20 protein-coding genes are annotated in these 20,090 nt (G+C 69.9%); 10 read left to right on the top strand and 10 right to left on the bottom strand.

What is annotated here, in order from left to right; translation table 11 throughout:
- Window positions 1–103 precede the first annotated feature (103 nt).
- Window positions 104–1,867 (top strand): hypothetical protein, encoded by a 1,764-nt coding sequence (locus IH68_RS0113860; RefSeq protein WP_030933931.1) that lies wholly within the window; start codon window positions 104–106, stop codon window positions 1,865–1,867.
- 13 nt (window positions 1,868–1,880) lie between these two features.
- Here the strand turns inward: IH68_RS0113860 and dusB are convergent, their stop codons facing one another.
- A complete protein-coding gene (gene dusB / locus IH68_RS0113865) occupies window positions 1,881–3,023 on the bottom strand; it encodes a tRNA dihydrouridine synthase DusB (protein ID WP_030933934.1) in 1,143 nt (380 codons plus the stop codon).
- Between the two features lie 98 nt (window positions 3,024–3,121).
- On the opposite strand from dusB, the gene IH68_RS0113870 reads away from it, so the two are divergent.
- Window positions 3,122–4,567, top strand: a complete 1,446-nt coding sequence (locus IH68_RS0113870) for an MFS transporter (RefSeq protein ID WP_030933937.1) — start codon at window positions 3,122–3,124, stop codon at window positions 4,565–4,567.
- Window positions 4,568–4,713: 146 nt separating this feature from the next.
- Here IH68_RS0113870 and IH68_RS0113875 read toward each other — a convergent pair whose 3' ends face one another.
- Window positions 4,714–5,613 carry a helix-turn-helix transcriptional regulator gene (locus IH68_RS0113875; protein WP_030933939.1) on the bottom strand — a complete coding sequence of 300 codons (900 nt, stop codon included), beginning with the start codon at window positions 5,611–5,613 and terminating at the stop codon, window positions 4,714–4,716.
- A 110-nt stretch (window positions 5,614–5,723) separates the two neighbouring features.
- Here IH68_RS0113875 and IH68_RS0113880 point away from each other — a divergent pair, with 110 nt between their 5' ends.
- The 3 genes from IH68_RS0113880 to IH68_RS0113890 all read left to right on the top strand — a co-directional run bounded on the left by IH68_RS0113880 (window position 5,724) and on the right by IH68_RS0113890 (window position 8,712).
- Window positions 5,724–7,151 (top strand): MFS transporter, encoded by a 1,428-nt coding sequence (locus IH68_RS0113880; RefSeq protein ID WP_030933942.1) that lies wholly within the window; start codon window positions 5,724–5,726, stop codon window positions 7,149–7,151.
- Between the two features lie 109 nt (window positions 7,152–7,260).
- A complete protein-coding gene (locus IH68_RS0113885; protein WP_030933946.1) occupies window positions 7,261–7,476 on the top strand; it encodes a hypothetical protein in 216 nt (71 codons plus the stop codon).
- A gap of 87 nt (window positions 7,477–7,563) precedes the next feature.
- Window positions 7,564–8,712, top strand: a complete 1,149-nt coding sequence (locus tag IH68_RS0113890) for a serine hydrolase domain-containing protein (protein WP_030933949.1) — start codon at window positions 7,564–7,566, stop codon at window positions 8,710–8,712.
- 151 nt (window positions 8,713–8,863) lie between these two features.
- Here the strand turns inward: IH68_RS0113890 and IH68_RS0113895 are convergent, their stop codons facing one another.
- A complete protein-coding gene (locus tag IH68_RS0113895) occupies window positions 8,864–9,454 on the bottom strand; it encodes a TetR family transcriptional regulator (protein ID WP_030933952.1) in 591 nt (196 codons plus the stop codon).
- A gap of 25 nt (window positions 9,455–9,479) precedes the next feature.
- Window positions 9,480–10,490, bottom strand: coding sequence for an aldo/keto reductase (locus IH68_RS0113900; protein WP_030933955.1), 1,011 nt, complete (start codon window positions 10,488–10,490; stop codon window positions 9,480–9,482).
- Window positions 10,491–10,647: 157 nt separating this feature from the next.
- Between IH68_RS0113900 and IH68_RS0113905 the strand changes: the two genes are divergently transcribed.
- Window positions 10,648–11,694 (top strand): chitinase, encoded by a 1,047-nt coding sequence (locus IH68_RS0113905; protein WP_030933958.1) that lies wholly within the window; start codon window positions 10,648–10,650, stop codon window positions 11,692–11,694.
- Between the two features lie 2 nt (window positions 11,695–11,696).
- On the opposite strand, the gene IH68_RS0113910 is transcribed toward IH68_RS0113905, so the two are convergent.
- Window positions 11,697–12,308, bottom strand: coding sequence for a LysE family translocator (locus tag IH68_RS0113910; RefSeq protein WP_030933962.1), 612 nt, complete (start codon window positions 12,306–12,308; stop codon window positions 11,697–11,699).
- Window positions 12,309–12,462: 154 nt separating this feature from the next.
- Entirely contained in the window at window positions 12,463–13,845 is a 1,383-nt protein-coding gene (locus IH68_RS0113915; RefSeq protein ID WP_030933965.1) for a glycine--tRNA ligase, read from the bottom strand.
- A 172-nt stretch (window positions 13,846–14,017) separates the two neighbouring features.
- On the opposite strand from IH68_RS0113915, the gene IH68_RS0113920 reads away from it, so the two are divergent.
- Genes IH68_RS0113920 through IH68_RS0113935 form a run of 4 tightly spaced genes read left to right on the top strand, consistent with a single transcriptional unit; the run spans window position 14,018 to window position 17,172 of the window.
- The gene (locus tag IH68_RS0113920; RefSeq protein ID WP_030933968.1) at window positions 14,018–14,977 is read left to right on the top strand and encodes a metal ABC transporter substrate-binding protein; all 960 of its coding nucleotides are present in this window, start codon (window positions 14,018–14,020) and stop codon (window positions 14,975–14,977) included.
- Complete coding sequence (locus tag IH68_RS0113925; RefSeq protein WP_234341339.1) at window positions 14,974–15,780, top strand: metal ABC transporter ATP-binding protein; 807 nt, start codon at window positions 14,974–14,976, stop codon at window positions 15,778–15,780. Before IH68_RS0113920 ends, IH68_RS0113925 begins: the two co-directional genes overlap by 4 nt.
- 10 nt (window positions 15,781–15,790) lie before the next feature.
- A complete protein-coding gene (locus tag IH68_RS0113930; RefSeq protein ID WP_030933974.1) occupies window positions 15,791–16,693 on the top strand; it encodes a metal ABC transporter permease in 903 nt (300 codons plus the stop codon).
- Between the two features lie 59 nt (window positions 16,694–16,752).
- Entirely contained in the window at window positions 16,753–17,172 is a 420-nt protein-coding gene (locus IH68_RS0113935; protein ID WP_030933977.1) for a Fur family transcriptional regulator, read from the top strand.
- A gap of 4 nt (window positions 17,173–17,176) precedes the next feature.
- Here the strand turns inward: IH68_RS0113935 and IH68_RS0113940 are convergent, their stop codons facing one another.
- From IH68_RS0113940 to IH68_RS0113955, 4 genes are all read right to left on the bottom strand, one after another.
- Window positions 17,177–17,710: a YcxB family protein gene (locus IH68_RS0113940; RefSeq protein ID WP_051833419.1), complete on the bottom strand. Its 534-nt coding sequence runs from the start codon at window positions 17,708–17,710 to the stop codon at window positions 17,177–17,179.
- A gap of 55 nt (window positions 17,711–17,765) precedes the next feature.
- A complete protein-coding gene (locus IH68_RS0113945; protein WP_030933983.1) occupies window positions 17,766–18,617 on the bottom strand; it encodes an isoprenyl transferase in 852 nt (283 codons plus the stop codon).
- A 23-nt stretch (window positions 18,618–18,640) separates the two neighbouring features.
- Window positions 18,641–19,387, bottom strand: a complete 747-nt coding sequence (gene recO, locus IH68_RS0113950; protein WP_030933986.1) for a DNA repair protein RecO — start codon at window positions 19,385–19,387, stop codon at window positions 18,641–18,643.
- Window positions 19,388–19,464: 77 nt separating this feature from the next.
- Complete coding sequence (locus IH68_RS0113955) at window positions 19,465–20,088, bottom strand: DUF1266 domain-containing protein (RefSeq protein WP_030933988.1); 624 nt, start codon at window positions 20,086–20,088, stop codon at window positions 19,465–19,467.
- Between the last annotated feature and the right edge of the window lie 2 nt (window positions 20,089–20,090).

The raw sequence follows: 20,090 nt of genomic DNA on the forward strand, positions 1-20,090 counted from the left end.
GTACGAGATGGCGGCGGGCCAAGCGGGTCCTGGAACTGATCCGCGTTGCCTCCCCAGCGTGGCCCGCCGCCTTGTCACGGGCCACGCGCGGAAGGACCTTCGGGTGCAGCCGGACACCGTCGAGAACGTCATAGAAGGCACGTCACCCGAGGCCGAGCCGGAAGCGTCGGAGCAGCAGGCGCCGGTGCGCGTCACGCTGCGCGCGCGTCTCGCCGCCCGGCGGGAGCGGCACCCCACGGCCGTGCGCACCATCCGGTGGACGATCACCGTGCTCGCCGCCGCGCTCGTCCTCGGTGCGCTCCTGCTGCCGAACCGGATGACCGCGCTGCACACCGACCGGTTCCTGCGCATACCGGTGGAGGCGATCATCGGTGCCGCCGTCGCGCTCGCGCTGCCGCGCCGGCCACGGCTGGTGGTGGCGGTGCTGTCCGGGGCGGCGCTGGGCGCGATGACGATCGTGAACCTCCTGGACATGGGGTTCATCGAATATCTCGGCCGCCCCTTCAATGTCGTCCTCGACTGGGAGCTGCTCCCCGACGCGCAGTCCTACGTCCAGGACTCGATGGGCAGGGCAGTGGCGATCGGCGCGGCGGTCGGTGCCGTGGTCCTGGTCCTCCTCGCGCTGAGTCTGATGGCGCTGGCGATGGTCCGGCTCAGCAATCTGCTGGCCCACAACAAGCAGGTGGCGACGAGGGCGACACTGGTCGCCACGACGGTCTGGGTGCTGTGTTCAGCGCTCGGCCTGCAGATCATGGGCGTGCCGATCGCCTCCGACCGCACCGCCGGGGCGGTGGCGATCCAGGCGGTCCGGGTGCGGGACACGCTGCGGGACGAGGCGGAGTTCCAGAAGGTCGCCAAGGTCGACGAGTTCGGCAACACACCGCCCGGTCAGCTGGTGCCGGACCTGCGCGGCAAGGACATGATCTTCACGTTCATCGAGAGCTACGGCCGCAGCGCGATCGAGGACCCGGTCGAGGCACCCGGCGTCGACAGGACGCTCGACGCACGCACCCAGGCGCTCGCGAAGGCGGGCTTCCACGCCAAGAGCGGCTGGCTGACGTCGGCGACGTACGGCGGCAGCAGCTGGCTCGGTCACTCCACCACCATGTCGGGCCTGTGGATCAGCAACCAGCAGCGCTACCGCACGCTCATGGCGAGCGACCACATGAGTCTCACCGAGGCGTTCAAGAAGACGGGCGACTGGGACACGGTCGGCATCATGCCGGGAGTGCAGAAGAGCTGGCCGGAGTCGAAGTTCTACGGCCTGGACAAGTACCGCAACGCCTTCCAGATGGGCTACAAGGGCCCGAAGTTCAGCTGGTCGACGATGCCGGACCAGTACGCACTCCAGCAGTTCCAGAACCTGGAGCACAGCAAGAAGCGCAGCAAGCCCCTCATGTCGCTGGTCATCCTGACCTCCAGCCACCAGCCCTGGGCGCCGATCCCCAAGATGGTCCCCTGGAACGACCTCGGTGACGGCTCGGTCTTCAAGGCCATCCAGAAGGCCGGCAACAAGCCGTCGGACATCATCGCCAGCTCGCCCAAGTCCCAGGCGGAGTACGGGAAGTCGGTGCAGTACTCGGTGACGGCCCTCACGCAGTGGCTGGAGCGCTACGGCAACGACAACACGGTCCTGGTCTTCCTCGGCGACCACCAGCCCATCGCCCGGGTCAGCGGCAACCACGCCAGCCGTGACGTGCCGATCTCGATCGTCGCCAAGGACCCCAAGGTCCTCGACAAGATCGACAGCTGGGGCTGGTCGGACGGCCTGCGCCCGGCGCACAACGCCCCGGTCTGGAAGATGAGCGCGTTCCGTGACAAGTTCCTGACGGCATACGGCTCGACCCCGCACCCTAAGAAGGACTGAGGAGGCCGGGGGCTCAGCCGCCGGAGGTGTCCAGCTCCGCGTCCTCGCCGATCCCCGCGCAGTCGTACGGGTCCTTCAGCCAGCCGTCCGGCAGAACCACCCGGTTGTTGCCGGACGTGCGGCCGCGGGGCCCGTCGGCGCCGGTGGGCCAGGGCTGGTCGAGGTCCAACTCGTCGAGCCCGGAGCGGAGTTCGGCCAGGGAGGAGGTGATCGCGAGGCGCTTGCGCATCTCGCTTCCGACCGCGAAGCCCTTCAGATACCAGGCGACGTGCTTGCGGAAGTCGACGACGCCCTTGGACTCGTCGCCGATCCACTCGCCGAGGAGGGTGGCGTGGCGGACCATGATGTCGGCGACCTCGCGAAGAGAGGGGCGCGCGATGTCATCCGTACGGCCTTCGAAGGCCGCCACCAGATCCGCGAACAGCCACGGCCGGCCCAGGCAGCCGCGGCCGACGACCACCCCGTCGCACCCCGTCTCGCGCACCATGCGCAGCGCGTCCTGGGCCGACCAGATGTCGCCGTTGCCGAGGACGGGGATCTCCGGCACATGCTCCTTCAGGCGAGCAATGGCGTCCCAGTCCGCCGTGCCGCCGTAGTGCTGGGCGGCGGTGCGGCCGTGCAGGGCGATGGCCGTCACGCCCTCCTCGACGGCGATCCGGCCGGCGTCGAGGAAGGTGATGTGGTCGTCGTCGATGCCCTTGCGCATCTTCATGGTGACCGGGAGGTCGCCCGCGCCGGAGACCGCCTCGCGCAGGATGGCGCGCAGCAGGTTGCGCTTGTAGGGGAGGGCCGAGCCGCCGCCCTTGCGCGTCACCTTCGGGACCGGGCAGCCGAAGTTCAGGTCGATGTGGTCGGCGAGGTCCTCCTCCGCGATCATGCGGACGGCCTTGCCGACGGTGGCCGGGTCTACGCCGTACAGCTGGATCGAGCGCGGCTTCTCCGTCGCGTCGAACTGGATCAGCTGCATGGTCTTCTCGTTGCGCTCGACCAGCGCCCGGGTCGTGATCATCTCGCTCACGAACAGCCCCTTGCCACCGCTGAACTCTCTGCACAGGGTGCGGAAGGGCGCATTGGTGATGCCGGCCATCGGGGCCAGGACGACGGGCGGCTCGACGGTGTGCGGGCCGATCTGCAGCGGGGACACGGGCGTGGACATTGGCCCATTGTCGCGCATCGAGAGTGATCATGTAGCGGCCATTAGTTAGCTGCACTATTAGTTAGACGCACTATCGATGTCGGCGTACAGTGAAGCGCATGCCCGAGCTCAGCCACCGCCGACGCTTCCTGGTCCTCGCGATCTGCTGTATGAGCCTGCTGATCGTGAGCCTCGACGTCACCGCTCTGAACGTCGCCCTTCCGTCGATGCAGCGGGAGCTGCACGCGAGCACGGCCGGCCTGCAGTGGACCATCGACGCGTACACGCTGGTCCTGGCCTCGCTGTTGATGCTCGCCGGCTCCACGGCCGACCGCATCGGCCGCAAGCGGGTCTTCATGGCGGGCCTGATCATCTTCACGGCGGGCTCGCTGCTGTGCTCCCTCGCTCCGAACCTCGACTCGCTCATCGCCTTCCGCATGATCCAGGCGGTCGGCGGTTCGATGCTCAACCCGGTCGCCATGTCGATCATCACCAACACCTTCACGGCCCCGGCCGAGCGCGCCCGTGCGATCGGCGTCTGGGGAGGCGTCGTCGGCATCTCCATGGCCGCGGGTCCGCTGGCCGGCGGACTGCTGGTGGAGTCGGTCGGCTGGCGCTCGATCTTCTGGGTCAACCTGCCGGTCGGCCTCGCGGCCCTGCTGCTCACACTGCGCTACGTCCCCGAGTCCCGCGCCCCCAAGGCCCGCCGCCCCGACCCGGTCGGCCAGCTCCTGGTGATCGCCCTGTTCGGCTCCCTGACGTACGCGATCATCGAGGCCCCGAACTCGGGCGCGGCCTACGTGCTCCCCTTCGTCACGGTCGCGCTGGCCGCCCTTGCGGGGCTGCTGTGGTACGAGCCCCGTCGCGCCGAACCGCTGATCGACCTGCGGTTCTTCAGGTCGGTTCCGTTCAGTGGGGCGACGGTGATCGCGATCAGCGCGTTCGCCGCGCTCGGCGGGTTCCTCTTCCTGTCGACGCTGTATCTGCAGAACGTGCGCGGGTACGACGCCCTGCACGCGGGGCTGTGGATGCTGCCGATGGCGGTACCGACGTTCCTGTGTGCGCCGCTGTCCGGGCGGCTGGTGGGGAGCAGGGGGCCGCGGCTGTCGCTTCTCGTCGCCGGCGCGGCGATCACGGCGAGCGGGGTGCTGTTCGCGGGGTTCGAGGCCGAGACGTCGAACGTCACCCTGTTCGTCGCGTACATGCTGTTCGGCATCGGGTTCGGGTTCGTGAACGCGCCGATCACCAATACGGCGGTGTCGGGGATGCCTCGCGCCCAGGCGGGGGTCGCCGCCGCCGTCGCGTCCACCAGCCGGCAGCTCGGGCAGACGCTCGGGGTCGCTGTGGTGGGGGCGGTGCTGGCCTCCGGTGTGGAGGCCTCGTCGTACAAGGACGTGTTCGTGTCGGCCTCCGTGCCGGGGTGGTGGATTCTCACGGGGTGTGGGGCTGCGGTGCTTGGGCTTGGGGCGCTGAGCAGTGGGCGGTGGGCTCGGCGTAGTGCTGAGCGGACGGCTGCGGAGCTTTCGTCTGCGGAGGTGCGCCAACCGACGGGGGTCAGTGCGTAGTTCGGCGGGTGCGGGTCGGTGGGGGCTGGTCGCGCAGTTCCCCGCGCCCCTGAAGGCCGCTGCGCCTACGCCGGTTTCCCTGCGCCCCTTCAAAGGCCGCTCCGCCCACCCAAGTTCCCCCGCGGCCCCTTCCAAGGCCGCTCCACCTACGCCGGTTGAGTCGCACCCTTCTTGAGGGCCATCTCGTGCAGCCTCTCCAGCCGCACCCTCGACTCCTCGTCCGCCGGGACGTACGTCACCATCCGCGAGCCCAGCTCCGGGCCCAACCACAGTTCGGACTGGTCCAGGACCACTCGGCCCACCAGGCGGTTGAGGAACTCCTTGCGTCTGCTGTGGGCGGCGACGACCTCGTGGCGTTCCCAGGCCTCGCAGAATTCCGGGTACTCGCGCAGGCGCTTGAGGAGCATCTTCCAGGCGGGTTCGGTGAGATGGCCGGCCATGGCGGCGCGGAGACGGGCGGCCATAAGGCGGCGGGTGTCCTCCAGGTGCACGATCGAGTTGCGCCAGTCCTCGTTCGTGTAGGACAGCAGGATGCAGTTGCGGTCCTCGGGCGGTACCGCCTCCAGGTCGCACAGCAGCAGGCCGAGGGTGCGGTTGTGGGCGAGGATGTCGTACCGGCTGTTCTGGACGCTGGCGGGGTACGGCTCCAGCTGCTCCAGCATGACCCGCAGGGCGGGTGTCACCGACGGGCACATCAGGGCCGGTGTCGGGTCCACCGCGCCGGACAGCTGGAAGAGGTGGGCGCGCTCGGTGGCGTCGAGCATCAGGGTGCGGGCGAGGGCGTCGAGGACCTGGACGGAGACCTGGATGTCACGGCCCTGTTCGAGCCAGGTGTACCAGGTGACGCCGACCGCGGAGAGCTGGGCGACCTCCTCACGGCGCAGACCGGGCGTGCGGCGCCGGCGGCCGCGCGGGAGCCCCACCTCCTCCGGGGTGATGCGCTCGCGGCGACTGCGCAGGAAGGCCGCCAGTTCATGGCGCCGTACCTCGGCGCCCGTGCCGTGCGACCGGGCGGGCGCCGTCTCCTGCTTCGTCACTTGAGCCATCGTCGCCATGCCTTAAGCCTGCCGTGCTGCGGACACTGTTTCCAGGTGGTTCTTCTACCAGGATAAGGAGACTCTGGTACCTGTCTGGGCGAAGGCGCACGCTCGGAAGCGTGACCGAAACCATCGCTCCACGCACCGTCCGATCGCCTGGCGCGCCACCCACGCTCGGCGGCCTCGGACTCTTCACCGTGCTGCTGGCAGCGGCACTTCCGCTCATCGACTTCTTCATCGTCAATGTCGCGCTGCCGACCATCGGCAGGGATCTGCACGCGAGTGAGGCCGTTCTCGAGCTCGTCGTCGCGGGGTACGGACTCGCGTACGCCGTCCTGCTCGTCCTCGGCGGACGGCTGGGCGATCTGTTCGGGCGGCGGCGGTTCTTCCTCGGCGGTGTGGCGGCCTTCGGGCTGACCTCGCTGGCCTGCGGGCTCGCGCCCAACGCCTGGGCCCTGGTCGCGGCGCGGGTCGCGCAGGGTGCGGCGTCCGCCGCGATGCTGCCGCAGGTGCTCGCCACCATCCAGGCGGCGACCTCGGGACAGCGGCGGGCGAAGGCCATGGGCCTGTACGGCGCCACGGCCGGGCTGTCCATGGTGGCCGGGCAGATCCTCGGCGGGGTCCTGGTCGCCGCCGACATCTGGGGCACCGGCTGGCGCTCGGTGTTCCTGGTGAACGTGCCCGTGGTGATCGCGGGCCTGGTCCTCGCGGCCCGTGCCGTCCCGGAGACCCGCTCCCAGCACCCGGAGCCGGTCGACGGCCCCGGCACCGTCCTGCTCACCGCCTCCCTGCTCGCCCTGCTGGCCCCGCTCACCGAGGGCCGTTCGGCGGGCTGGCCGCTGTGGACGTGGCTGTCGCTGGCCGCGTTCCCCTTCGTCGCGGCGGCGTTCTACGCGGTGGAGCGCCGGGCGGACCGCCGGGGCCGTACGCCGCTGGTCCCGCCCAGCCTGTTCGCGCTCACCTCGCTCCGCCGCGGCCTGGTGATGATCGTGCCGTTCGGCGTCGGCTTCAGCGGCTTCATGTTCGTCGTCGCGGTGGCGCTGCAACGGGGCGCGGGTCTTGGGCCGGTCCCGGCGGGGCTGGCACTCGCGCCGATGGCGGTCGTCTTCTTCTTCGTCTCGCTCGCCGGGCCGCGGCTGGTCGCGCGGTACGGCACCCGGGTGGTGACCGCCGGTGCTCTGATCCAGGGGGCGGGCATCGGTCTGATGGCGCTGGCCGCCTGGCGGTCCTGGCCGGACCTCGGCCTCGTCGAACTGTTCCCCGGAGCGGCCCTCGCCGGCGCCGGTCAGGCCCTCCAACTCCCCATCGTCTTCCGGGTCGTGCTGTCCGAGGTGGAGCCCGCGAGGGCCGGTGTCGGCAGCGGAGTGATGATGACGACCCAGCAGTCGTCCCTGGCCCTCGGGGTGGCGGCCCTCGGCACCCTCTTCCTGTCCCTGGTCCCGGCGCTGGGCATGCGGGACGCCCTGGTCGTCACGCTCGTGACCCAGCTGGGCTGCGTGGCCCTGACCTGCCTGCTCAGCCTGCGTCTGCCGCGCACCATCGGCTGACGCCCGCGCGATCCTGTGTGGAATCGGCCACGGCTTGGTCAACTCGCCGTGCAGAAGTCCCTGTTGATGTTGGTCTTGCTGCACACTCCTGTGCCGGAGGCGAGACATCATGCTGGAGATCAACACGAGCAAGGTGAGCCGCTGGGACCAGCACGGGCGCGAGCACGTCGTCCGAGTGCAGCGCAAGGGCGCGCAGCGCATGATCAGATGTGACACGTGCGGCTGGCGCAAGGGTGCGCAGTTCCTGCCCTGGCTGAAGGCGGAGGAGCATCTCGCGGAGGAGCACCAGGCGACGGTGGATCCGTCGGGGGTGTCGGAGGCGTAGGGCCGCCGGGGAGCGAGCGGCCCGATGACTTTCCGGCATCCCCGGAGTCGTACTCAGGACGACCGCCCCGGACCGGAAGGCCGACCGATGAGCGCTCTGTACGACACCCTGCAACGGCACGTCGACGACGGCTCCGTGCCCGGCGCCGTTGCCCTGGTGGCCCGCGGCGACGACGTCGAGGTGGTGACCGTCGGCTCGGTGGACACCGAAGGCACCGCCCCGATGGCCCGGGACTCCGTCTTCCGTATCGCCTCCATCACCAAGCCGATCACGGCGGCGGCCGTGCTGATGCTGGTGGAGGACGGGGTGCTCGGGCTGGACTCACCGGTGGAGGAGTGGCTGCCGGAGCTGGCGAAGCCGGTCGTGGTCCGCACCCCTGAGGCCCCCGTCGACGACGTGGTCCCGGCGGCCCGCCCGATCACCGTCGAGGACCTGCTCAGCTCCCGCACCGGCTGGGGCTTCCCCGCCGACTTCTCGCTCCCGGCGGTGCAGTCCCTGTTCACAGTGCAGAAGGACGGCCGGAACCTCCAGGACTGGCCGGACCACGACACCTGGCTGCGCCTCCTCGCCCAGGTGCCGATGCTCCACCAGCCGGGCGAGGCCTGGCTCTACGGCACCTCGTCCGACCTGCAGGGCATCCTGGTCGCCCGGGCGTCGGGCCGTACGTTCCCCGAGTTCCTCGCGGAACGGATCTTCGAACCGCTGGGCATGCAGGACACGGCGTTCGAGGTCCCGTCGTCGAAACGGCACCGCTTCACCTCGTCCTATGCCCCGGCCGAGGACGGCACCCTTCACCTGGCGGACACCCGGGACGGCGACTGGAGCCGCGTCCCGCGCTTCCACTCCGGCGGCGGGGGCCTCGTCTCCACGGCCGACGACTGGCTCGCCTTCGCCCGTCTGCTCCTGAACGCCGGCACGAGCCCCGACGGACACCGGCTCCTCTCCCCCACCTCGGTCAGCCGTATGACCACCAACCACCTCACGGCCGAGCAGCGAGACGCCGTCCCCCTCTTCCTGGAGGGCCAGGGCTGGGGCTACGGCGGCCAGGTCGACGTCACTCCGGCAGACCCCTGGAACGTCCCCGGCCGCTACGGCTGGGTCGGCGGCACCGGCACGACGGCCCACATGATCCCGACCACGGGGACGGTGGCGATCCTGCTGACCCAGGCAGGCATGGCAAACCCGACCCCGACCCCGGTGATGCGGGACTTCTGGGGCTGCGTGGCGTGCGGCTGAAGCGGCCTCGCTGAAGCCGCTACGGTGCGACCGCGCCCCAAAGGGGCGCGGGGCTGTATTGAATCTGCGGCTTCCGCCGCGCGGGCGCGACCAGCCACGACGGTCCCGCAGCCAATCGACGGCCCGTCACGGCACATCGCCCCGGAGCCGCTCAGCGCCGCAGGCCCCGCACCAGCAGCTCCACCACCGCCTCGAACTCCCCCTCCACACCCGGCCGTTCCCACTCCTTGGCATACCCCGGGTCGTGGAAGCGGCCGGTGGCCTGGAAGAGCGCGCGGGCGGCGGTCGCCGGGTCCGCGACGGCGAAGGTGCCTGCTTCGGCGCCCGCCCGCACGATCTCGGTCAGCTGGCCGGTCAGTTCGGCGATATGGCCGCTGACCACCTCCCCCGCCTCGCCGACCAGGACCGAGTACGTGGCGAACAGCTCGGGATCCCCGCCCGCCTTGCGGCGCTTGGCCGCGAAGAGCGCCGCGAGCCATTCCCGAACCCGGGCCTCCGGGTCCCGCTCCGCGTCCGCGGCGATGCCGGCCAGGTCCTGAGTCGCACGGTCCAGCCACCGCTTCGTCACCGCCTCCCGCAGCGCCGCCTTCGTACGGAAGTGGCGGTAGACGCTGCCATGGCTGACGCCGAGCGCACGGGCCACGTCGACCACGGTGGCCTTGGCCGGGCCGTGGCGGCGCAGCACTTCCTCGGTGGCGGCGAGGATGCGCTCGGCGGTCAGGGTCTCGCTGGTCGCAGGCATGGCTAGACGGTACCCGGCACCGTGATCAGCGCTCGCTGTCGAGCATGGCCATCTGGGCGGGCGCATACCGCTCGCCGGCTGCCGCGTCCGCGGGTACGGCGGACTCGATGGCGGCGAGGTCGGCCGCGTCCAGGGTCACGTCCAGGGCGCCCAGGGCCTCGCCCAGCCGCTCGCGGGTGCGGGCGCCGACCAGCGGGACGATGTCCTCGCCGCGGGAAAGCACCCAGGCGATGGCGATCTGCGCGACGGACACGCCCTTCTGTTCGGCGATCTTGCGCAGGGACTCGACCAGCGTGAGGTTGTGCTGGAGGTTGTCGCCCTGGAAGCGGGGCGAGTGGGCGCGGAAGTCGTTCGCCGCGTACTCCTGGCCGGCCGTGACATGGCCGGAGATCAGCCCGCGGGAGAGCACGCCGTAGGCGGTGACGGCGATGCCCAGCTCGCGCAGGGTGGGCAGGATCTCCCGCTCGGGGCCGCGGGAGATGAGCGCGTACTCGATCTGGAGGTCGGCGATCGGGGCGGTGGCCGCGGCCCGGCGGACGGTCTCCGCGCCGACCTCGCTGAGACCGATGTGGCGGACGTACCCCTTCTCGACCAGTTCCGCGATCGCGCCGACGGTCTCCTCGATCGGCACGTTCGGGTCGAGGCGGGCGGGGCGGTAGACGTCGATGTGGTCGACGCCGAGGCGCTGGAGGGAGTACGCGGCCCAGGTCTTCACGGCGGCCGGGCGCGCGTCGTAGCCGTGCCAGGCGCCGTCCGGGCCGCGCTGGGCGCCGAACTTCACGCTGGTCAGCGCGTTCTCCCGCAGGGCGGGCGGGGCGGTGCGCAGGGCCTCGCTGATCAGCAGTTCGTTGTGGCCCATGCCGTAGAAGTCGCCGGTGTCGAGCAGGGTCACGCCGGCTTCCAGGGCCGCGTGGATGGTGGCGATGGACTCGGCGCGGTCCGCCTCGCCGTACATGCCGGACATGCCCATGCAGCCGAGGCCGAGGGCGGAGACCTGGGGGCCGGTGGTTCCGAGGGATCGGGTTCGCATCGTCATGGCTCCAGCCTGACATGACAGATGACAGATTTCAATATCTGTCATTCCAACTTCGCCACACACTCTCCATGGACTGGTCCAGACCTATTGACGAGAGGTCTGGACCAGAGCACTGTCATGCCTACGACACCTCACCGATCCCCCACCGGGAGGCCCGATGCTCCGCCGCACCCTGGCCCTGCTCGCCACCGCGCTCGCGACCGCGACCCTCACCCAGCTCCCCGCCGCCCCCACCGCCTCCGCCGCCGACACCTGCGCGGTCAGGTCGAGGCCCGCCGGAAAGGTCCTCCAGGGCTACTGGGAGAACTGGGACGGCTCCGCGAACGGCGTCCACCCGCCCTTCGGCTGGACCCCCATCACCGACTCCCGCATCCCCGCGCACGGCTACAACGTGATCAACGCCGCCTTCCCGGTGATCCGTTCCGACGGAACGGCCCTCTGGGAGGACGGCATGGACTCGGGTGTGAAGGTGGCGACACCCGCGGAGATGTGCGCCGCGAAGGCGTCCGGCCGGACGATCCTGCTGTCGATCGGCGGAGCGGCGGCGGGCATCGACCTCGGCTCGACCGCGGTGGCCGACAGGTTCGTCTCGACGATCGTCCCGATCCTGAAGAAGTACAACTTCGACGGTATCGACATAGACATCGAGACGGGCCTGGTGGGCAGCGGGAGCATCACCCAACTCTCCACATCCCAGGCCAACTTGATCCGCATCATCGACGGGATCCTGGCGCAGATGCCGTCGGACTTCGGCCTCACCATGGCCCCGGAGACGGCCTACGTCACCGGCGGCAGCATCACCTACGGCTCGATCTGGGGCGCGTACCTGCCGATCATCAAGAAATACGCCGACAACGGCCGCCTGTGGTGGCTGAACATGCAGTACTACAACGGCAGCATGTACGGCTGCTCGGGCGACTCGTACCAGGCCGGCACGGTGGCGGGTTTCGTCGCCCAGACCGACTGCCTCAACAGGGGCCTGGTCGTGCAGGGTACGACGATCAAGGTGCCGTACGACAAACAGGTCCCCGGCCTCCCCGCCCAGCCGGGCGCCGGCGGCGGCTACATGTCACCGTCGCTCGTCTCACAGGCCTGGAAGCACTACGGCACCGCGCTCAAGGGCCTGATGACCTGGTCGATCAACTGGGACGGCTCGAAGAACTGGACGTTCGGCGACAACGTGAGGGCGCTGCAAGGCCGTTGAGACTACTTGGCGGTCAGCGCCAGCTTCGCGCCGAGCGCCAGGAACGACCCCGCAAAGCCCCGCCGCAGCCACGCCATCACACCCGGCCGTGAGGTGACGTGGCTGCGCACCGAGGCCGCGAGGATCCCGTACCCGGCGAAGACGACGAAGGTCGTCAGCATGAACACGCCGCTCAGCCAAAGCATCCGCGGCAGCGCACCCGGCTCACCCGGGTCCACGAACTGCGGCAGGAACGCGAAGAAGAAGATCGTCAGCTTCGGGTTGAGGATATTGATCAGCACGCCCCGCACGATCACGCGTCCCGCCGAGCCGGGGGCGGCCTCCTCGTCGACGGCGATCGCATCCCTGTCCCGCACGGTCGCCCAGGCCATGTAGAGCAGATAGGCGACACCGGCGTACTTGAGGATCTGGAAGGCGGCCGCACTGGCGTTGAGCAGCGCGGCGAGACCGGTGACCGTGGCCAGCACATGCGGCACGATCCCCAGCGTGCAGGCGAAGGCCGCGACGACACTCGCGCGACGGCCACGGGACAGACCGGCGGCGAGGGTGTAGACGACGCCGGTGCCGGGCGTGGCGACGACGACAAGGGTGGTGAGGAGAAAGGCAAGGCTCATGGGGGCCAGCCTGGGTGACGGAACGGCCCCGGATACAGGGCCACTGCGGGTCCTGTATCGGGGTCCACATACAAGCTCCACATACAAGCGCCGGACGAGCTTTCCAGCCCGTCCGGCGTTTGAGGACGAGGCCCTTTCAGGGCCGATCGGGGGTCTAGGCGCCGACGAGACGCCCGGCCAGGTAACCCTCGATCTGGTCCAGCGACACGCGTTCCTGCTTCATCGAGTCACGCTCACGCACCGTCACCGCATTGTCGTCCAGCGTGTCGAAGTCGACGGTCACGCAGTACGGCGTACCGATCTCGTCCTGGCGCCGGTAACGGCGGCCGATCGCGCCCGCGTCGTCGAACTCGATGTTCCAGTTCTGGCGCAGCGCCTGGGCGAGCCCCTTGGCCTTCGGGGACAGCTCGGGGTTGCGGGACAGCGGCAGCACCGCGACCTTCACCGGCGCCAGGCGGTGGTCGAGGCGCAGCACCGTGCGCTTCTCCATCTTGCCCTTGGCGTTGGGCGCCTCGTCCTCGACGTACGCGTCCAGCAGGAACGCGAGCAGCGCACGGCCGACACCGGCCGCGGGCTCGATGACGAACGGCGTCCAGCGCTCGCCGGCCTCCTGGTCGAAGTAGGAGAGGTCCTGGCCGGAGGCCTTGGCGTGCGAGGAGAGGTCGTAGTCGGTGCGGTTGGCGACGCCCTCCAGCTCGCCCCACTCGTTGCCGCCGAACTGGAAGCGGTACTCGATGTCGGCGGTGCGCTTGGAGTAGTGGGAGAGCTTCTCCGCCGGGTGCTCGTACCAGCGCATGTTCTCCTCACGGAGACCAAGGCCCGTGTACCAGTTCCAGCGCTGCTCCATCCAGTACTCCTGCCACTTCTCGTCCTCGCCCGGCTTGACGAAGAACTCCATCTCCATCTGCTCGAACTCGCGGGTGCGGAAGATGAAGTTGCCGGGCGTGATCTCGTTGCGGAAGGACTTGCCCATCTGCGCGATGCCGAACGGCGGCTTGCGGCGCGAGGTGGTCTGCACCTGGGCGAAGTTGGTGAAGATGCCCTGCGCGGTCTCCGGGCGGAGGTACGCGATCGAGCCGGAGTCCTGCGTCGGGCCGAGGTGGGTCGACAGCAGACCCGAGAACTGCTTGGGCTCGGTGAACTGGCCCTTGTTGCCGCAGTTCGGGCAGTTCACGTCCGCCAGGCCGTTCTCCGGGAGGCGCTTGTGCTTGGCCTCGTAGGCCTCCTCCAGGTGGTCCGCGCGGAACCGCTTGTGGCAGGAGGTGCACTCGGTGAGCGGGTCCGTGAAGGTGGCGACGTGGCCGGAGGCGACCCAGACCTCGGGGGCCAGGATCACGGACGAGTCGATGCCGACCACGTCCTCGCGCGACGTCACCATGTAGCGCCACCACTGGCGCTTGATGTTCTCCTTGAACTCGACACCCAGCGGCCCGTAGTCCCAGGCGGCGCGCTGGCCGCCGTAGATCTCACTGCAAGGGAATACGAAGCCACGGCGCTTGCTCAGGCTGACGATGGTGTCGATCTTGTCGGCGGCCACGGTGCTCTCTTCATTACGACGACGGGCGACGAAGCGAGACGCTTCAGAGCGAATGCTTCAGGGTACCGGCGGGGGCTCCCCCTCAATCAAATCGGTTCGGCTTAGGAGCCTTGCACGAGGCTTTACCGAGCTTTGTTGACAACGGTTTCCATGTTTGTTGAAAATGACTGTCATGAACGTACGACGACAGCACATATCCGGCGCGGCCATGGCGGCCGTCGCCGCACTCGGCCTCGGCACCCTCTCCGCCTGCTCGGGCGCGAACGCCGCCACGGGCAATACGGACAAGTTCGACGTCGTCGCGTCGTTCTACCCACTGGAGTTCCTCGCCGAGCAGATCGGCGGCAGCCATGTGCACGTCACCAACCTGACCCAGCCCGGGCAGGAGCCGCACGACCTGGAGATCAGCGCCCGGCAGACCGCGCAGCTCCAGGAGTCCGACGCGGTGCTCTACCTCAAGAACCTCCAGCCCGCCGTCGACGACGCGGTGGCCCAGTCCGAGGTCAAGACGAAGATCGACGCCGCCTCCCTCACCTCGCTGGAGAAGCACGGCAACGAGGTCGGCGGCCACGCGGCCTCCCACGACAGCTCCAAGAACGAGGAGCTGGCCGGCCTCGACCCCCACATCTGGCTCGACCCGGTGAGGTACGCCCAGGTCGCCAAGGGGGTCGGCGCCGCCTTCGCGAAGGCGGACCCGGACCACGCGGCCGACTACAAGAAGAACACTGCGGCCCTGGTCAAGAAGCTCGACGCACTCAACACCCGGTTCAAGGACGGCCTCTCGGGCTCGAAGTCCAAGGTGTTCGTCACCACGCACGCCGCCTTCGGCTACCTCGCCGAGCGCTACGGCCTGACCGAGGAGGCCATCAACGGCCTGGACCCCGAGTCCGAGCCGAGCGCGGCCCGCGTGAAGGACCTTGAGAAGATGGCGAAGGCCGACGGCGTCACGACCGTGTTCTACGAGACGCTCGTCAGCGACAAGACCGCGAAGACCATCGCCGCCGACGCCGGACTGAAGACGGACGTCCTCGACCCGATCGAGGGCATCACGTCGAAGTCCCGCGGCAAGGACTACTTCTCGGTCCAGGAGGCCAACCTCAAGGCGCTGCAGACGGCCCTGGGATCCAAATGACGTTTACGGAGGACGACATGGGCGTGGGCGCACTGGGCGATCCCGGCATCGAGCCCGTCATAGCGATGCGCGGAGTCCGCGCCGACCTGGGCTCGCGCCCCGTCCTGCGCGGGATCGACCTCACCGTGGCAGGCGGTGAGGTCGTCGCGCTGCTCGGCGCCAACGGCTCCGGCAAGTCGACCGCGATCCGCACGCTCATCGGCCAGGTGCCGGTGAGCGCCGGCGAGGTCGAGCTGTTCGGGACGGAGCGGAAGCGGTTCCGGGACTGGGCGCGGGTGGGGTACGTGCCGCAGCGCACGACCGCAGCGGGCGGAGTCCCGGCCACCGTCACCGAGATCGTGTCGTCGGGCCGGCTGTCCCGGGCCCGCTTCGGTGTGCTGCGCAAGGCGGACCACGCGGCCGTACGCAGGGCCTTGGAGCTGGTCGGCATGGCGGACAGGGCCAAGGACTCGGTGAACGCCCTCTCCGGCGGTCAGCACCAGCGCGTGCTGATCGCCCGCGCGCTCGCCGCCGAACCCGAACTGCTGATCATGGACGAGCCGATGGCGGGCGTGGACCTGGCCAGCCAGGAGGTGCTCGCGCAGACGCTGCGGGAGCAGGTCGCGGCCGGTACGACGGTGCTGCTCGTCCTGCACGAACTCGGGCCGCTGGAGCCCCTGATCGACCGCGCGGTGGTGCTCCGCGACGGCTGCGTCCTGCACGACGGCCCGCCTCCGCAGGCCGTCGGCCAGCACGCGCTGCCCGGCCACGACCACGTACACCCCCACGAGCACACACCCGTGCGCACCGGCCTGCTGAGCTGATGGATCTGTAATGGACTTTCTCGACTTCGCCTTCATGCAGCGGGCCCTGCTCGCCGCCGTCCTCGTCGGCATCACCGCCCCGGCGATCGGCATCTACCTCGTGCAGCGCCGCCAGGCCCTGATGGGCGACGGCATCGGCCATGTGGCGATGACGGGCGTCGGCCTCGGCTTCCTGCTCTCCGCGTCCCCGGTCTGGATGGCGACCCTCACCTCCGTGCTCGGCGCGGTCCTGATGGAGCTGATCCGCTGGTACGGCCGCACCCGCGGCGACATCGCCCTCGCGATGCTCTTCTACGGCGGTATGGCCGGCGGCGTGATGTTCATCAACCTCGCGCCGGGCGGCTCGAACGCCAACCTGACCTCGTACCTCTTCGGCTCCCTGTCGACCGTCTCGGAGTCGGACGTGACGGCGATCTGCCTGCTCGCGGGCTTCGTGGTGCTGGTCACCCTCGGTCTGCGCCGGCAGCTCTTCGCCGTCAGCCAGGACGAGGAGTTCGCGCGCGTGACCGGCCTTCCGGTGCGTGCCCTGAACCTCCTCACCGCCGTCACGGCGGCGGTGACGGTGACGGTCGCGATGCGGGTGGTGGGTCTGCTGCTGGTGAGCGCTCTGATGGTGGTGCCCGTGGCGGCGGCACAGCAGTTGAGCCGCAGCTTTGCGGCGACGTTCGCGATCGCGGTGGCGATCGGGGTCTCCGTGACCATCGGCGGCACGATCACGTCGTACTACCAGGACGTGCCGCCCGGCGCGACGATCGTGCTGCTGACCATCGCGGCCTTCATGGCGCTGACCGCGCTGGCGGCCCCGCTGGCCCGCCGCCGCGCCCGTGCCGCGGCGGCCGGACAGCCCGCCGGCGACCCGGCGGAGTGCGCAATTCCGGCCGCGCGGGCCCCCGAGGGGAAGGTCGGCGTCTGACTGCGCACAGGCCGGGCTGGCACAATGGCCCGGCAGACGCAGATGTGAGGAGGCAACCGGTGACGACCGCTGGACCGCCCGTGAAGGGCCGTGCAACCCGCCAGCGGGCAGCTGTGGCGGCGGCGCTCGACGAGGTCGACGAGTTCCGCAGCGCGCAGGATCTCCACGACATGCTCAAGCACAAGGGCGACTCGGTCGGCCTGACCACGGTCTACCGCACCCTCCAGTCCCTCGCCGACGCCGGCGAGGTGGACGTCCTGCGCACCTCCGACGGCGAGTCCGTCTACCGCCGCTGCTCCACCGGCGAACACCACCACCACCTGGTCTGCCGTGTCTGCGGCAAGGCGGTCGAGGTCGAGGGCCCCGCGGTGGAGAAGTGGGCGGAGGCGATCGCGGCGGAGCACGGATACGTGAACGTGGCGCACACGGTGGAGATCTTCGGCACGTGCGCGGATTGCGCGGCGACGCAGAAGAACTGAGCCCTCAGACGCGGGTCAGGTTGCGGTCGAGGATCTCCCGCAGCCGGTCCGCGTCCGCGGGGTTCTGCAGGCCGCGCTTGGGCAGGACCGTGAAGCAGGTGGCGTTCTTGTCGTCGCTGAAGGTGAAGAAGGCGTCCTTGGTCTCCCGATAGCGGGGCTGCGCGGCCCAGTTGACCGACGTCGTGCTGTTGTCGGTCGCCATCGTCAGCCCGGCGTCCGTCACCGTCGCGCGGTACGTGCCGTTGCGAGCGGCGATCTTGACGACCGTACGGGCCTGCAACTGTGGCATGAGGAGCAGGAGTCCTGCGAGCAGCGGCAGCCAGATCAGCAGAAACCAGTCGATGTGTCCCCCGGCGAGCGCACCCGCGATCTCGATGACGAAGGCTACGGCGACGAAGCCGACCGCCCACTTCTGTATCTTCCCCGCCCGGTTGAAGCGCCTGCGCTCCCGCAGCGCCCCCGAGAAATCCCCCGCGACCGGCTGATACACCAGCTCGACCACGCCCTGTTCGGCGTCCCGCCCCATGTCCATGACCATGAGGCGGGATAGTACAGGCGCTTTTCGGCCGCCAGGTGATCAGCTTGGGCCGAAACTACGAGGTGGCCGGCCCGCCCCGCATGTCCCGCTCCATGGCGAGCAGTTCCTCGTTCGGGACGGCGCCGCCGAAGCGGCGGTCGCGCGAGGCGAACTCGACGCAGGCCCGCCACAGGTCGCGCCGGTCGAAGTCCGGCCACAGCACGTCCTGGAAGACCATCTCGGCGTATGCGCTCTGCCAGAGCAGGTAGTTGGAGGTGCGCTGCTCGCCGCTCGGCCGCAGGAACAGGTCCACGTCCGGCATGTCCGGGTAGTAGAGGTACTTGGCGAGGGTCTTCTCGGTGACCTTGGAGGGGTCGAGGCGCCCCGCCTTCACATCCTCGGCGAGCGCCTGCGCGGCGTCCGCGATCTCGGCCCGCCCGCCGTAGTTCATGCAGAAGTACAGCGTCAGCTTGTCGTTGCCCTTGGTCTGCTCCTGGGCGACCTGGAGCTCCTTGGCGACCGACTTCCACAGCTTGGGCATACGGCCCACCCAGCGCACCCGGATGCCGAGTTCGTCGAGCTGGTCGCGGGTCTTGCGGATGAAGTCGCGGTTGAAGTTCATCAGGAAGCGGACCTCTTCGGGCGAGCGCTTCCAGTTCTCGGTGGAGAACGCGTAGAGGGAGATGTTGCCGACGCCCATCTCGACCGCGCCCTGGAGAACATCCAGCACACGCTCGGCACCGACCTTGTGCCCTTCCGTCCGCGGCAGCCCGCGCTCCTTCGCCCACCGGCCGTTCCCGTCCATGACGATCGCCACATGGTTCGGGACCAGCTCGCCCGGCAGCTTCGGCGCGCGAGCGCCGGACGGGTGCGGCTCCGGTGCCTTGTACTCGCGGCGCTGGCGTCCCAGGATCCCGCGTACGACCATGTGCTTCTCGTCTCCTCTACGGCTTACTTCTCTACGTAACGCAGCGAACGCAGCCCGCGTTCCAGATGCCAGTGCAGATAGGCGGACACCAGCCCGCTCCCCTCCCTGACATACCGCGGCTCGCACGCGTCCGCGGTCTCCCAGTCTCCCGTAAGCAGCGCGCCCAGCAGTTCCAGGGTCTGCGGCGAGGGTACGACGCTGCCGGGCACCCGGCAGTCGACGCAGACGGCTCCGCCGGAGGCGACCGAGAAGAACCGGTTCGGCCCGGGCATCCCGCACTTCGCGCAGTCGCTGAAGGTGGGGGCGTAGCCGTTGACGGCGAGGGAGCGCAGGAGGAAGGCGTCGAGGACGAGGTGCGGGGCGTGCTCGCCGCGGGCGAGGGTGCGCAGGGCGCCCACGAGCAGCAGGTACTGCTGCACCGCCGGCTCGCCCTCGTGGTCGGTGAACCGCTCGGCGGTCTCCAGCATGGCGGTGCCCGCGGTGTAGCGGGCGTAGTCGGCGACGATCCCGCCGCCGTACGGCGCGATGGTCTCGCTCTGCGTGCACAGCGGCAGATGGCGCCCGACGAGCTCACTGCCGCGCGCGAAGAACTGCACGTCGACATGGGAGAAGGGTTCGAGCCGGGCACCGAACTTGGACTTGGTACGCCGGACCCCGCGTGCCACGGCCCGCACGCGCCCGTGACCACGGGTGAGCAAGGTGATGATGCGGTCCGCTTCCCCGAGCTTCTGGGTCCGCAGCACGATGCCGTCGTCCCGGAAAAGACTCATCGCCGACCCCCGCAGGGCTCCGGCCGGTCTTCCTCAGGGAACAGACTCATGAGGTCCATTCTCGCGTACCGCCGGACTCAGCGGGGACGGTCGGGGTGGCTGATGCTGTCCCAGGGGGCCAGGTTCCACGGGCTGGCCCCGTTCGCCGGGTCCAGGAGGGCGCGCAGATGCGCGTCGGCGGCGGACTGCGGGGCGGGGAAGGCCGCGTCCTGGGTGCCGCGCAGCCCGTCCCGCCACACGGTCCGCCCCAGCAGGTAGTGATCGGCGTACTCCTGCCAGGAGGCGTACGTCCCGACGACCGCCGGCACGATGTTCTTCAGCGCGGTCCAGGCCTCGGCCTCGGTGACCATCCCGCACCCGAAGCCGAGCCGGGCGATGTCGGCGTACAGGGCGGCGTCCCAGGCGAGCGGTGAGACGCCGAGGAGCTGCCTGGCCCGCGCGCGGTAGCCGCTGCGCGACAGCCCGTCCAGCCGGTCGGTCAGCTCGGTGCGCGAGGTGATCTCCCACTGCTCGGCCAGCCGGCTGCGGGCGCTGTCGTCGTCGATCCGCGTGAACGGGTACAGGGTGGTCCGCGAGGCGCCGCGGTCCCGGCTGACCGGCGCGCTCAGCGACACCATCCAGAGCTGGTGTGCCGTGAGCGGGTCGGGGTAGCGCCGCACGGCCCGCGGCTTCAGCCATCTCCATATGCTCGGCAGACTCATGC

It is taken from the genome of Streptomyces sp. NRRL S-646, from assembly GCF_000720765.1.
Classification (GTDB): domain Bacteria; phylum Actinomycetota; class Actinomycetes; order Streptomycetales; family Streptomycetaceae; genus Streptomyces.